This is a genomic window from Pseudomonas sp. SBB6 (assembly GCF_024213215.1).
GTDB classification, from domain to species: Bacteria; Pseudomonadota; Gammaproteobacteria; order Pseudomonadales; family Pseudomonadaceae; genus Aquipseudomonas; species Aquipseudomonas donghuensis.
In genome coordinates this window covers 189,633-202,731 of record NZ_JANAVH010000010.1, presented here as the reverse complement: position 1 = coordinate 202,731, position 13,099 = coordinate 189,633, and the positions used below count along the sequence as shown (strand labels likewise).

The following is a 13,099-nucleotide window of genomic DNA, read 5'->3' as shown; positions in this document are numbered from 1 at the left end:
ACCTGGCCTGCGTTGGGGGTTCATTTTTTTGCTCGAGATAGCGCTTGGCTGAACGGCCTTCATCGCTGGCCAGCCAGCTGCCACAGGCCTGTGGTAGCCGGCCTTGCCGTGTTATTGCAGTTCCAGCTGCAACTGCAAGCCGCCGTCTTCGCAGCGCCGGTGATACTGGACAATCCCGCGATAGGTGCGGCCTTCCCAGACAAACGCGACGCTGTGCGAACGCTCAAGCTTGTCGGGTACGGGCGCCTGTACCTGCATGCGCAATCCAGGCAGGCCATTGATGTTAAGCGGTGCCAGTTGTACTTCACATTCGGCGCTGTGGGCGACGGGGCCGAACAGCGTGTCCTGGACGAAGTCGATCTGCACACAGGTCGGGCAGGCTGGGCTGACCTTTCTCATACCAGGAGCCTCCTTCAGTTCTTGCAGTGCGCGTTCTGCAGTTGCTTGGCCATGTCCTGCACCTGCAACATCATCTTGCGCGCCTTGCTAGCGAGGGCGGCGTCATCCGGGACGCTGAAGCCAGGTTGCCTGGCAAGATCGAGCAGGTGCCGATCAGCTTTAGTGTGATCCTTGATCATCTGCTGGGCAAATGCCTTTTCCTGGATCGATTGGGTTTTTTCCAGGGCCAGCTGATGGCTGGGGCCAGACGCCGTGCAACACAGCCTGATCAAGCCGCTACTGGCGTTTCATGCAGATGGCGCCAGCGCAGAGCGCCATCGGTGTTGTGTTCGAAGACCACGGTCGAGCGCCGTACTGAGCGGTTGCCTGCCGCGTCGGCCTGCCACTCGCGATAGCTGACCACCGACAGGTTCGGGCCTTTGGCGATCAACTGCAGCTCATCGATGCCGATTTCCAGGCCCGCACGCTTGCCATAGGCGTGCTGAAACACACCGTGCAGGCCTTGGTAATCGATCACCTGGCCGGGCAGGGTGATCATTGAGAATTGCCGGCTGAAACGCGCCATCAGCGCGTCGAACTGGTCAGCCGGGGCGTTGCCCGACAGCCATTGCTCGATGGCGACGTGGGCATCGATGACTTCCTTGAATGCGGGGTTGTTTGGGTTCATGGGCAGGGCTCAGGTAGGGCTGGTGTAAAGCTCCAGGGCGCGAGCCCCGGGCAGTTTGAATACCATCGGCAGCGGCAGCAGGGTCAGCAGTGCAGCGAGGATGAAGCTGTGCGCGAATGCGTGCGGCGCCGGCAGCAGTTGATTGAGCGTGGCGCCGAGCACGGCGACACCAAGGCAAAAGCTCAGTTGCCGGTTGAGGTTCCACAAGGCGCTGGCCTGGCCCATCTGCTCCGGCGCGATGGCCAGGAACGCCAGGCTTTGCGCACTGCTGCTGCACAGGCTGCTGCCAAGGCCCAGCAGGGCGAAAATCAGCGCCAGCCAGGCCGGATGCGCAGCGACCCACGGCGAGGCCAGCCACAACAGTGCCGCGCACTGGACCAACATCCCGGCGCTCAGCAGGCGCTTGGGCCCGGTCAGGTTGAAGCGCCAGCGGACAACGGCAATGGCGCCCAAGGCGCCCAGCGCCCAGGGCAGCATCAGCGCGCCGGTGGCTGTGGCGTTCAACCCAAGGCGCTGTTGCAGGTACAACGCCGCCACCAGGTTGGCGCCGATGAACACGCCCGGCACGCACAGGTAAATCAGCATTGCCGTGCGCAGCAGCGGCTGGCCGAGCAGGCGCAGGTCGAGCATTGGCTGTGGGGCAGGCAAGGGCAGGTTCGCAGGCAGCCAGGCCAGCACCAGTACGCCTGCAATCAAGGTCAGCGGCAGCATGGCCAAGAAGATCCAGCGCCACGAACCCTGATCGACCACCACGCCACCCAGTGCCGGCGACACGGCCGGGACCAGCAGGGCCACCATCATCACCAGCGAGGTCAGGTGGTGGCGCTGCTCGGGTGCATATAAGCGATAGGCCATGGCCTGGCCCACCGGAATCAGCAGACCGCCACCGAGGCCTTGCAGCAGGCGCCAGGCGAGCAGGCTCTCGATCGAACCGGCGCTGCCCGCAAGGGCCGACCCCAGGCCGAACAGCGTCAGCGATAGCAGCAGCGTCTGGCGCTCGCCCAGGCGCGCGGCCAACCAGGTGCCCAGCGGGATCACCAGGGTCAGGCCGAGCATATACAGGTTGCTGGTCCAGCTCAGTTGCGCCACCGAGGCGTGCAGTTCCTGGCCCAGCGCCGGGTAGGCGGCGTTGAGGGCGAACATGTTGAGCAGGTCAAGGGTGAAACCCAGCAGGTAGACCAGGGTGACTTTCGCACGATAAGGCATGAGCAGTTCGATGGGCCGGAGAAAAACGCAGTCTAGAGGCTTGCAGGTGCTTGAATAAGACGCAAAAGCCCGGCAGATTGGTCTAATTATTTTGACAATGGCGAAGGCATTGCATGGTCAGCCTCGACCGATTCGAACTGTTTTGCGCCGTGGTCCAGGCCGGCTCCTTCACGGGGGCCGCCGAGCGCTTGCAGCAAACCCGCGCTGCGGTCAGCTTCAGCATCAAGCAGTTGGAAGCTGAACTGGGGGTCACCCTGCTGACCCGTACCACCCGCCGGATCGCCCTGACTGACGCCGGTGAGCGCTTTTACCAGCGCTGCCTGCAGGTGGTTGAAGACGCGCGCATCGCCATCGACGAGGCGCGCGCCGAACACAGTGGCTTGCAGGGCAGCTTGCGGATTACCTCCACGGTCGAGTACGGGCTGAAAGTCCTCGCCCCGGCACTGCAGGCGTTCTGCCGGCTGCACCCGGGGCTGAGCGTGCGCCTGGAAACCCATACGGCGCAGGTTGACCTGGTGCGCGAGCGCTTCGATGTCGCCATTCGCCTGGGCCAGGCGCAGGACTCCAATTATCGGGGTGTGTGCCTGGCGACCTACAACGTGCGCCTGGTGCTGGCGCCGAGCTTGTTGGCGGTTCATGGGGCTCAGCTGATCAACGCCCCCGAGCATCTGGCTAACGTCGCGCAACTGGTGCACAGCCGTTTCGAGCAGAGCAATCGCTGGGAACTGCTGGGCGACAAGGGGCGCCGCGCAGTGTTCGCGCCGCAGGGCACGCCGTTGCTGGTGGCCGACAATGCCTCGATCCTGCGCGCCTTTGCCCTGCAGGGCGCGGGCGTGGCCTTGTTGCCTGACTGGCTGGTGGCCGATGACCTGGCCAGCGGGCAGTTGCTCGACGGCCTGCCCGGGTACCGCTTCGCGGCGCAGAGCGTGTATGCCCTGTATCCGTCCAGCCGCCATGTACCGCGCAAGGTTCGCGCCTGGATCGATTTCATCAAGGCCTGGCTGGCGATGCCCGAGCCGGGTCGCCGAGGTTGTTGAGACAGTCCCCCAGTCGCCGGGCAGGCCGCTTTGTTTGATGCGTTACTCGAAACAGCGTGCCGATACGCTCATGTGAACACCAGTTCGAACGGTTGCAGCAGGCGTGCCAGGGCCTCGCGGTCGAGGACCGGCGGGGTCTGCTCGTCGGCCTGCAGCTGGCTGGTGTGGGCGGCGACGGCCTGCTGCTTGAGGGCCAGCACCGCGCGGTCGAGGAACAGCTTGTGGGCGCGCTGCCAGGGCAGGCGCGGGTCGCTGGGGCGGGCCCAGTGCCAGGCCCAGATCGGCACTTCGATCAAGCGCGCACCGACGGTTTCGCAAGCGCGGGCACAGGCGCGGCCGACCGCTTCATGGTCGCAGTGGCCGTCCAGGCGCCAAGTGGTCAGTACCCGGTCGCTGGCGCGCAGCAGTTGCACCAGGCGTTCGGCCAGCCAGCGTTCATGATTGGCCACGGCGCCGTCAGCCAGGCCCAGGCGCAGCCAGTTCAGCCGGGTCAGGTCCAGGCCCAGGCGGCGCAGGGCGTCGGCGCTTTCCCGCGGGCGTTGCTGGCGCAGGCGTTCGCTGGTCCAGTGGCGCGAATCAGGATGGCTGGCTTCGCCGTCGCTGACCGAGATCAGCAGCAGATCCTGCTCGCGGCCACGCATGCCGGCCAGCACGCCGCCGCAACCGAGCACTTCGTCATCCGGGTGCGGGGCGACCACCACCAGACGGCTGCCACGCGGCACCAATTGATCGTGGGTGATGGCCGGCACCGCTTGCAGGGTCGTGGAAGATTGCCAGTGCGCCAAGGGCGTGCCCGGTGCCTGGATCGGGTTTTGCGGTCGCTGCAGGGTCATAGCCGCCAGCCTCCCTCGAGGGGTGTACTCAATTGTCGGCCCCGGGGCCAGCGACGGGCCCTTGGGGGTGGCCCAGCTTTTCAGGATGCAGTACTGGAGTGCATGTGGCCCATCGCCGGCAAGGCCGGCTCCCACAGGTTTCGAGTGCACCGCTATCCTGTGGGAGCCGGCCTTGCCGGCGATCGACCGCGAAGCGGTCGCCGTATCAGCCTTGTTTCTTGATAATCGCCTCACTGATGCTCGCCGGCGCTTCAGCGTACTTGGTGAACTCCATGGTGTAGCTGGCCCGGCCCTGGGTCATGGAGCGCATCTGCGTGGAATAGCCGAACATCTCGCCCAATGGCACTTCGGCACGTACCACCTTGCCCGCCGGCGTTTCGTCGCCTTCCTGGATCATCCCGCGACGGCGGCTCAGGTCGCCCATGATGTCGCCCTGGTACTCCTCGGGGGTCACCACCTCGACTTTCATCACCGGCTCCAGCAGCACCGCGCCGCCTTTTTGCGCCAGTTGCTTGGTGGCCATTGATGCTGCGACCTTGAAAGCCATTTCGTTGGAGTCGACATCGTGGTACGAGCCATCGAACACCGTGGCCTTCAGGCCAATCAGCGGATAACCGGCCAGTACGCCGTTCTGCATCTGCTCTTCGATGCCTTTCTGGATCGCCGGGATGTACTCGCGCGGCACCACGCCGCCGACCACTTCGTTGACGAACTCCAGGCCCTCTTTGCCTTCCTCGCCCGGGGCGAAGCGGATCCAGCAGTGACCGTACTGGCCGCGTCCGCCAGACTGACGGACGAACTTGCCTTCGATCTCGCAGGTGTTGCGGATCTTCTCGCGGTAGGCGACTTGCGGCTTGCCGATATTGGCCTCGACGCCGAACTCGCGCTTCATGCGGTCGACGATGATGTCCAGGTGCAACTCGCCCATGCCGGAGATGATGGTTTGCGCCGTCTCTTCATCGGTGCGCACCCGAAACGACGGGTCTTCCTGGGCCAGCTTACTCAGGGCGATGCCCATTTTCTCCTGGTCGGCCTTGGTTTTCGGCTCGACCGCCACCGAGATCACAGGGTCCGGGAAGTCCATGCGTTCGAGGATGATCGGCTTGTTGATGTCGCACAGGGTGTCGCCGGTGGTGACGTCCTTCATGCCGATCAGCGCGGCGATGTCGCCAGCGCACACGTCCTTGATCTCGGCGCGCTGGTTGGCGTGCATCTGCACCATACGGCCGATCCGTTCCTTCTTGCCCTTGACCGAGTTGAGCACGGCATTGCCTGAGCTGAGCACGCCGGAGTAGACCCGGGCAAACGTCAGGGTACCGACGAACGGGTCGGTGGCGATCTTGAAGGCCAGCGCCGAGAACGGTTCGTTGTCGTCGGCGTGGCGCTCCAGGTGCTTGTCTTCGTCGTCCGGGTCGGTGCCGTTGATCGCCGGGATTTCCGAGGGCGCCGGCAAGTAGTCAATCACCGCGTCGAGCATCAGCGGCACGCCTTTGTTCTTGAACGACGAGCCGCAGATCGCCGGCACGATCTGGTTGGCCAGGGTACGCTGGCGCAGGCCGGCCTTGATCTGTTCGTTGCTCAGCTCCTGGCCGTTGAGGTACAGCTCCATGAACTCGTCATTGGCCTCGGCGGCAGCCTCGATCATGTGTGCGCGCCACTCGCTGGCAAGCGCCAGCATGTCGGCGGGAATCTCTTCTTCGCGGTAGCTGGTGCCCTGGTCGTCCTCGTTCCAGTAGATGGCCTTCATCTTCACCAGGTCGATCTGCCCGGCGAAGTGCTCCTCGGCGCCGATCGACAGCTGGATCGGCACCGGATGATGGCCCAGGCGCTGGTCGATCTGCTTGACCACGCGCAGGAAGTCGGCGCCCTGGCGGTCCATTTTGTTGACGTAGGCCAGGCGCGGCACATGGTACTTGTTGGCCTGGCGCCAGACCGTTTCCGATTGCGGCTCGACACCATCGGCGCCGCTGAACACCACCACCGCGCCGTCGAGCACGCGCAGCGAACGCTCCACCTCGATGGTGAAGTCGACGTGGCCGGGGGTGTCGATGATGTTGAAGCGGTACTTGTCGGGAAATTGCTTGGTCGAACCCTGCCAGAACGCCGTGGTCGCCGCCGAGGTGATGGTGATGCCGCGTTCCTGCTCCTGGGCCATCCAGTCCATGGTCGCGGCGCCGTCGTGCACCTCGCCCATCTTGTGGTTGACCCCGGTGTAGAACAGGATGCGTTCGGTGGTGGTGGTCTTGCCGGCGTCAACATGGGCAACGATGCCGATGTTGCGGTACAGCTCGATGGGAGTGGTGCGCGCCATGAGGGGTCACCTGTGTGTGATGCGGATGAAGAGGGTATTCCCAAGGTAGCAGAAGTGCGGCGGCTTGCACGGCGGCCCATGGCTGAAGCAGGTTCATCCATGGCCTGAGTAACCATCGGTTGTAAAGCCTGCGGCGCTGACGCTTAATCCTTCTATCCGCTTGCCGATGGAGTCGCCCAATGCCGCTGGAACAATCCGTTAATGCCTGGTGCCAGAGTCATCCGTTGATCGCCGAACTGGTGGCGTTGCGCCCCACCAGCTGGTTCAACCCGGCCCTGGCACCGAGCGCCGAGGCCCTGGGGGACGTGGCGCTGACGGCTGCGGATATCCGTGAAGCCAGCGCCAGGCTCGAGCGCTTCGCCCCGTACATTGCCTCGGCGTTCCCCGAGACCGTGCCCAGCGCCGGTATCATCGAATCGCCCTTGTTGCCGCTACGCGCCCTGCAGGCGGTGCTTTGTGCCGAACAGCACCTTGCGCCAGCCGGTGAGCTGTGGCTCAAGGCCGACAACCTGTTGCCGATTTCCGGTTCGATCAAGGCCCGCGGCGGCATCTATGAAGTGCTCAAGCATGCCGAAGACCTGGCCCTGGCAGGCGGTTTGCTGCGCCCGGGCGACAGTTACGCCACACTTGACAGCGATGAGGCCCGGGCGTTCTTCGGCCAGTACAGCGTGGCGGTCGGCTCCACCGGCAACCTCGGCCTGTCGATCGGCATCATCAGTGCGCGCCTGGGCTTCAAGGCGACGGTGCATATGTCCGCCGACGCCCGTCAGTGGAAAAAAGACCGCCTGCGCGCCTGCGGCGTCGAGGTGCGTGAGTACAGCGCCGACTACAGCGTGGCGGTGGAGCAGGGGCGCCAGGAGGCCGAGGCCGATCCGCGTTGCCATTTCGTCGATGATGAAAACTCGCTGAACCTGTTTCTCGGTTACGCCGTGGCCGCCGAGCGCCTGCAGCGCCAGTTGGCAGAGCAGGGCATCCAGGTCGACGCCGAGCATCCGCTGTTCGTCTACCTGCCCTGTGGCGTCGGCGGTGGCCCAGGTGGCGTGGCCTTCGGCCTCAAGCATATCTTTGGCGATGCGGTGCATTGCCTGTTCGCCGAGCCGAGCCATTCACCGTGCATGTTCCTCGGTGTGTACACCGGCTTGCACGACAGCGTCTCGGTGTACGACTTTGGCATCGACAACCAGACGGCCGCCGACGGCCTGGCGGTTGGCCGCCCCTCGGGCTTTGTCGGCCGCTCGCTGCAGCGCCTGATCGACGGCTACTACACCGTCAGCGACGACACCCTGTACCGCCAGCTTGCGCAAATGCACGCCTGTGAGGGCATCGAGCTTGAGCCCTCGGCGCTGGCCGGGGTGTCGGGGATGTTCAGCGTGGTGCAAGAGCAACAAGGCTACCGTCAGCGCCTGGGCTTGAGTGATGAGCGCATGGCCCGTGCCACCCACCTGGTCTGGGGCACCGGCGGCAGTATGGTGCCGCGCGACGAAATGGACCGCTACCTGGCCAAGGGCCGTGCCGTGCTGGCCGGGCGCTGAGCATGCTCAACCTGCCCGATCGCCTTGGCATGCGCTTGAACGGCGCCCAGTTCGCCAACCTGCATACCTTCCTTGCGGTCGCCCGGCACCTGAGCTTCAGCCAGGCGGCGCAGGAGCTGTGCCTGACCGCCAGCGCCGTCAGCCATCGTATCGCCCGCCTGGAACAGGCGCTGGCGCTGCGCCTGTTCGAACGGCTGACCCGGCGCATTCGCCTGACCGCTGAAGGTGAGCGGCTCTATCAGGTGCTGCAAGGCTTCGAGGCGCAACTGCAGGAAGCCCTGCAGCCGTTGACGGCGCAGGTCAGCGGGGCCCTGAGCCTGTATGTGCGGCCTTCGGTGGCCCAGCACTGGCTGGTGCCGCGCCTGGCGGATTTTCAGCAGCGTTATCCGCAACTGAGCCTGGACATTCGCACGGGCAACGACCCGGTGGATTTTCGTACCCGGCCAGTAGACCTGGCCTTGCTGTACGGCCACGGCGAATTTCCGGGGCTGGTCAGCCGATTGCTGATGGACGAGCGGGTCGCCCCGGTGTGCAGCCCGCAGTACGCCGAACGCCACGGCTTGATTGGCCACCCCGAGCGCCTGGCCCAGTGCACCTTGCTGCACGACGCGCTGGCCTGGGAGCACGCGGCTTTTGACGCTGAGTGGCAACGCTGGGCCCGCGAACAGAACCTGCAACAGCACCTGCCCGCCAGCCACCTGACCTTCGATCGCTCCGACCTGTGCAGCGCCGCTGCCCGCCACCATGCCGGCGTGGCCATGGGGCGCCAGCGCCTGGTGCAACCGTTGCTTGACCAGGGCGCGTTGATCCTGCCCCTGGGCGGCTTCAGTCAGGCGGCGGGGCAGGGTTATTACCTGGTGCATCCGCCGCGCGAGCCGCTGGCGCAGCGCGTGCGGGTGATGATTGAGTGGTTGCGTGAGTGTGCGCTCAGCTGACCTCGGCCGTCGTGCACAGGCGTGCCAATGGTGTGAGCTCGCGGGCAAAATGTTCGATGGCCAGCACGTAGCCGTGGGTGCCGAAGCCGGCCAGCACCGCCTTGGCCACCAGCGACACATAGGAGTGGTGGCGGAAGGCTTCACGGCGGTGGACGTTGGAGATATGCACTTCGATCACTGGTACCTCGGCGGCAATCAAGGCGTCATGAATCGCCACCGAAGTGTGGGTCCAGGCACCGGGGTTGATGACGATCCCGGCGACCCGGCCACGGGCCTGGTGAATCCAGTCGATCATCTGCCCTTCGTGGTTGGTCTGCTGGAATTCCAGCTTCAGTTCCAGCCGGCTGGCCGCCTGCTGGCAGAGGCTTTCGACATCGGCCAGGGTCTCCCGGCCGTAAACCTGCGGTTGGCGCAGGCCGAGCATGTTCAGGTTGGGGCCATTGAGCACGAGCAGGGTTTTCATGGTGCAGGTTTCCAGTCTGGGTGTTGGCGCGCAGGGCGTCGTAGGTGGGTAAAAAGGGCTCAGAGGCTGTCGGTGGCGACGATCTGGCCGCTACGCGCGGCGCTGCTGATGGCCTCGACAATCTGCACATTGCGCAGACCGTCGCGCACGCTTACCAGCGGCGGCTCGTGGCCGCGAATCACCTGGCAGAAGTGCGCCAGCTGGCGGGCCAGCGGGTCGGCGCTGTGCAAGGGCACCACGGCGCTGGTGAAGGGCTTCCACCACGAGCGGTCGGCGGGCTGCTCGTAGTATTTCAGGCGCATGCTCGGGATCGACAGTGAGCCCCGGGTGCCGCTGATCACATAGCAGTCTTCGTCGGCGTAGCTGGGGTAGTCGAGGTTCTCGCCCGTGGTCTGCTCCCAGCTGCGGGCGCAGGCGGCGGTGTCGGACAGCATGAAGGTGCCCAGGGCGCCACTGGCAAAACGCAGGCTGATGGCCACGCTGTCTTCCACGGCAAAGCCGCGGGTGGCGCTGGAGGCCTGGGCCTGCACGGCAACAATCTCGCCGCACAGCGAACGCAGGTTGCCGATCTCGTGGATCATGTTGATCAGCACCGGCCCGCCGCCGATCTGGCGGCGCCAGGGCGCAGCGTCGAAATAGTCGTCGGGTTTGTAGAACAGCGCGCTGCCCATCACCGCTACCAGGTCGCCCAGCAGGCCTTCGGCGATCACCTCGCGGGCCTTGGCCAGGATCGTGCTGTGGGCACGATGATGGCCGACCAGCAGCCGCGCACCGGTTCGCTCGGCGATGGCCAGCAGGCGCTTGCCTGCTTCCAGCGTGTGCGCCAGCGGTTTTTCGATCAGTACGCCAATGCCGTGTTCAACGCAGGCCAGGGCGCCTTCGACATGCAGGTGATTGGGCGTGGCCAGGATCACCGCGTCCGGGCGCTGCTCGGCGAACAGCTGCTCAAGGCAGGGGTAGAGGGCAACGCCGTGGCTGGCCGCGAGTTCGGCGGCGGCCGGGGCCGGGTCGACCAGGGCGGCCAGTTCACACTCGGCGCTGGCCTGGATCAGTTCGATATGCCGGCGGCCAATCAGGCCGGCACCGGCGACGGCAATGCGGATCGTGTGCATGGCGCTCTCGTTATTGTTATGCGGACCGCGACAACAGTTTTGTGAGAGGCTAATAAAAAACTCCCAGGAGATAATCGGGCCAGATGAAGAATCAGAATGCGCTATTAGCGAATAATGACCCGCTGCTGCGCGACCTGCAGTTGTTCTGCGAAGTGGCGCGGCGCTCCAGCTTCATCGCCGCCGCCACCGAGATCGGCCTGTCGCCGGCCCATGTCAGCAAGCGCATCGCCACCCTGGAGACGCTGCTGGGGGTCAAGCTGTTCAACCGCACCACACGGCGGGTGAATATCACCAGCGATGGCGAAGCGGCGTTCATCTGGGCGCAGAAGATCCTCGAGAATGTCGAGTCGATGCTCGAGGCGTTGTCCGGGGCCCACAGCGAACCGCGCGGCACCTTGCGCATCAGTACCAGCCTGCGCCTGGGCCGCGAGCACATCGCGCCGATCCTGTCGCTGCTGCGCAAGCGTTATCCGACCCTGGATATCTGGCTGGAGCTGCTCGACCGGCGGGTGGACCTGATTGGCGAGAATTTCGATATCGACATCCGCGTCGGTGAGGTGCAGGAAAAACACCTGATCGCCCATCGCATCGCCGAGAACAAGCGGGTGCTCGCGGCCTCGCCGGCGTACCTGGCGCGCCGCGGCCAGGTGCGGGTACCGGCGGAACTGGCCCAGCATGATTGCCTGTTGTTTCGCAGCCGCGACGATCGCTTCGGGGTGTGGCGGCTGATCGGCCCGGGCGGGCCGGAAACGGTCAAGGTCACCGGGCCCATGGCGGCCAACCACAGCGATATTGTCCGCCAGTGGGCCATGGACGGGCACGGCATCATCATGGCCTCGTACTGGGACGTGGCGGGCAGTTTGCAGGAGGGGTCATTGGTTCGGGTGTTGCCGGCCTATCACCAGCCGGCGGATGTCTGGGCGGTGACGGCGGCGCGTTCGGACAGTTCGGCGAAGGTGCGCAGTTGCGTGGCATTTTTGCGTGAGCAGCTGGCGCAGGGGCCGTTTGCGTTGGCGGTGGGTGGGTGAGGGCGCATTTGGCAGGACAGGCCTAATCGCTGGCAAGCCAGCTCCCACAGGTGCTGTACAGACCACAGAACTGTGGGAGCCGGACTTGCCGGCGATGGGCTGCGAAGAGCAGCCCCGGGTACTCAATCGCCGGCCTGCACCTGCAGCATCCATTGCCCATCGACGTCACGCACCAGCCCGCTGGCCAGGAACAACGGCAGCAAGCGCTTGTGCAACTGCGGCTCGACGAAGCCCTTGACCGCCGTCAGGTCCAGCGCACCCAGCGCTGGCAGATCGGCCTTGGTGTACGAGAGCCAGGCCTTCTTCAGTGCATTGAGCACATCGCTGCCCGCGGTGTTGGCAAAGCGCCGGTTGAGGGTCTGGCCGTCGAGAACGAAGGTGTGCTGGTATTCGTAACCGCTCTCGTCACCGCCGCTGGTGCGGCAGCGGATGCAGGTGCACGGGCCGTCGCCGAAGGCTTTGACCAGGTAGTTGTTGAAATCCACCACGGGCTTGAGCCCCAGGCGCTTGTCGACCTCGAACATGTCCGAGGTCAGGTTCTGTTCAGCACTCAATGTCATTCCTCTGACAGGTTTTTACCGGGGGGCACAATACCAGCCGGGGCGGGCCGAGGGTACCTTCGTGCGTCGCCTCGTCGAAGGGCGCGGGCTTTTTCCGTGCAGCTCCTTTACCCTATGCGCCCGCACGCGTCAGCTGACGCGGTTTTCCCTGTCGTTGGAGTTCGACCATGTTGTACAAATACACCGCCACCGTGACCGTCAGCGACGACCTGCATGAAGATGTCGAGGCCGTGGAAAACCCCGGGATCAAGATCGGCCTGGAGGCCGTCAGCGAGACGCTGAAAAAGGTTCACTTCATCAATACCCTGGCCGCTCCCGACAAGCCGACGCATATCTGCGTGACCCTGGAAAACGGTCTGAGCTACTACGGCCCGATCGTTAACGGCCATGCCGAGCTGGAAGGCGGCTGGATCGCCTTCGAAAGCGACATGCTCACCCCGGAAGAACTGGGCCTGTAATCAGCAGGGCTACAGCACCGTGGCCCAGAGCAACCCGGCCAGGTACAAGGCCACGCCGAACACCCCATGAACCAGCAGGCTGCGCGCCCGCGCCGCATTCGGCTTGGGGGTTTTCGAGGCGAAGACGCCCGCGCCCATGCCGGGCTGCATGATCAGGTAAGGCGCCGCCACGGTCACCAGGCCGAGCACGAACGCAGGCACAAACTGCGGCTGTTGTGCCCATGCCACACCGCAGATTGCCAGCAGCAACCCGGCGAAAATCACCCCGATGGTGTAATGCGCACTCCAGCCAATCAGCCGTTCATTGGCCAACGCAGGCGCCTTGGCGATGCTTTGATGGACGAACTGCCCGCGCGGCATATGCCCGATCCAACGTCCGACCAAACCCCAGTTCGGTCCGGCCATGCCCAGCACGCGCTGCTGGAACAGTGACCAGAGGTCGGCCAGGGCCGTGGCGGTTACGCCGATCAATACAGCAAGAACGATTCCTTCAGGCATGGCGTACTCCATTTAAAAACATTCAATAGATTGATTGAATGATTGGCCAATGCTACCTTC

General features: G+C 64.8%; 15 protein-coding genes. 5 read left to right on the top strand and 10 right to left on the bottom strand.

Annotated elements, in window-relative coordinates; genetic code table 11:
* Positions 1-111 precede the first annotated feature (111 nt).
* The 4 genes from NLX68_RS19725 to NLX68_RS19710 are packed head-to-tail and all read right to left on the bottom strand — an operon-like array spanning position 112 to position 2,272.
* Complete coding sequence (locus tag NLX68_RS19725) at positions 112-399, bottom strand: hypothetical protein (protein WP_254285460.1); 288 nt, start codon at positions 397-399, stop codon at positions 112-114.
* Positions 400-413: 14 nt separating this feature from the next.
* Positions 414-671, bottom strand: a complete 258-nt coding sequence (locus NLX68_RS19720; RefSeq protein WP_254285459.1) for a DUF4142 domain-containing protein — start codon at positions 669-671, stop codon at positions 414-416.
* Positions 668-1,066 (bottom strand): DUF4440 domain-containing protein, encoded by a 399-nt coding sequence (locus NLX68_RS19715; protein WP_254285458.1) that lies wholly within the window; start codon positions 1,064-1,066, stop codon positions 668-670. Before NLX68_RS19715 ends, NLX68_RS19720 begins: the two co-directional genes overlap by 4 nt.
* 9 nt (positions 1,067-1,075) lie before the next feature.
* Complete coding sequence (locus NLX68_RS19710) at positions 1,076-2,272, bottom strand: MFS transporter (RefSeq protein ID WP_254285457.1); 1,197 nt, start codon at positions 2,270-2,272, stop codon at positions 1,076-1,078.
* A 113-nt stretch (positions 2,273-2,385) separates the two neighbouring features.
* Here NLX68_RS19710 and NLX68_RS19705 point away from each other — a divergent pair, with 113 nt between their 5' ends.
* A complete protein-coding gene (locus tag NLX68_RS19705; RefSeq protein WP_254285456.1) occupies positions 2,386-3,309 on the top strand; it encodes a LysR family transcriptional regulator in 924 nt (307 codons plus the stop codon).
* A 68-nt stretch (positions 3,310-3,377) separates the two neighbouring features.
* Here NLX68_RS19705 and NLX68_RS19700 read toward each other — a convergent pair whose 3' ends face one another.
* Together NLX68_RS19700 and fusA are read right to left on the bottom strand one after the other, a co-directional pair.
* The gene (locus NLX68_RS19700; RefSeq protein WP_254285455.1) at positions 3,378-4,142 is read right to left on the bottom strand and encodes a PIG-L deacetylase family protein; all 765 of its coding nucleotides are present in this window, start codon (positions 4,140-4,142) and stop codon (positions 3,378-3,380) included.
* 205 nt (positions 4,143-4,347) lie between these two features.
* Complete coding sequence (fusA, locus tag NLX68_RS19695; protein WP_254285454.1) at positions 4,348-6,453, bottom strand: elongation factor G; 2,106 nt, start codon at positions 6,451-6,453, stop codon at positions 4,348-4,350.
* Positions 6,454-6,632: 179 nt separating this feature from the next.
* Here fusA and NLX68_RS19690 point away from each other — a divergent pair, with 179 nt between their 5' ends.
* A complete protein-coding gene (locus NLX68_RS19690) occupies positions 6,633-7,985 on the top strand; it encodes a D-serine ammonia-lyase (protein WP_254285453.1) in 1,353 nt (450 codons plus the stop codon).
* A gap of 2 nt (positions 7,986-7,987) precedes the next feature.
* Positions 7,988-8,920 (top strand): DNA-binding transcriptional regulator DsdC, encoded by a 933-nt coding sequence (gene dsdC, locus NLX68_RS19685; RefSeq protein WP_254285452.1) that lies wholly within the window; start codon positions 7,988-7,990, stop codon positions 8,918-8,920.
* Here dsdC and aroQ read toward each other — a convergent pair.
* Positions 8,913-9,383, bottom strand: a complete 471-nt coding sequence (aroQ, locus tag NLX68_RS19680; protein ID WP_254285451.1) for a type II 3-dehydroquinate dehydratase — start codon at positions 9,381-9,383, stop codon at positions 8,913-8,915. The genes dsdC and aroQ overlap by 8 nt on opposite strands.
* Before the next feature lie 59 nt (positions 9,384-9,442).
* Positions 9,443-10,495, bottom strand: coding sequence for a Gfo/Idh/MocA family protein (locus tag NLX68_RS19675; protein ID WP_254285450.1), 1,053 nt, complete (start codon positions 10,493-10,495; stop codon positions 9,443-9,445).
* Between the two features lie 83 nt (positions 10,496-10,578).
* Between NLX68_RS19675 and NLX68_RS19670 the strand changes: the two genes are divergently transcribed.
* The gene (locus NLX68_RS19670; protein WP_254285449.1) at positions 10,579-11,523 is read left to right on the top strand and encodes a LysR family transcriptional regulator; all 945 of its coding nucleotides are present in this window, start codon (positions 10,579-10,581) and stop codon (positions 11,521-11,523) included.
* A gap of 122 nt (positions 11,524-11,645) precedes the next feature.
* Here the strand turns inward: NLX68_RS19670 and NLX68_RS19665 are convergent, their stop codons facing one another.
* Entirely contained in the window at positions 11,646-12,077 is a 432-nt protein-coding gene (locus NLX68_RS19665; protein WP_254285448.1) for a hypothetical protein, read from the bottom strand.
* Between the two features lie 173 nt (positions 12,078-12,250).
* Between NLX68_RS19665 and NLX68_RS19660 the strand changes: the two genes are divergently transcribed.
* Positions 12,251-12,541, top strand: a complete 291-nt coding sequence (locus NLX68_RS19660; RefSeq protein WP_010223794.1) for a hypothetical protein — start codon at positions 12,251-12,253, stop codon at positions 12,539-12,541.
* Positions 12,542-12,550: 9 nt separating this feature from the next.
* Here the strand turns inward: NLX68_RS19660 and NLX68_RS19655 are convergent, their stop codons facing one another.
* On the bottom strand, positions 12,551-13,039 hold the full coding sequence (locus tag NLX68_RS19655) for a DUF2938 domain-containing protein (protein ID WP_254285447.1): 489 nt from the start codon (positions 13,037-13,039) through the stop codon (positions 12,551-12,553).
* Between the last annotated feature and the right edge of the window lie 60 nt (positions 13,040-13,099).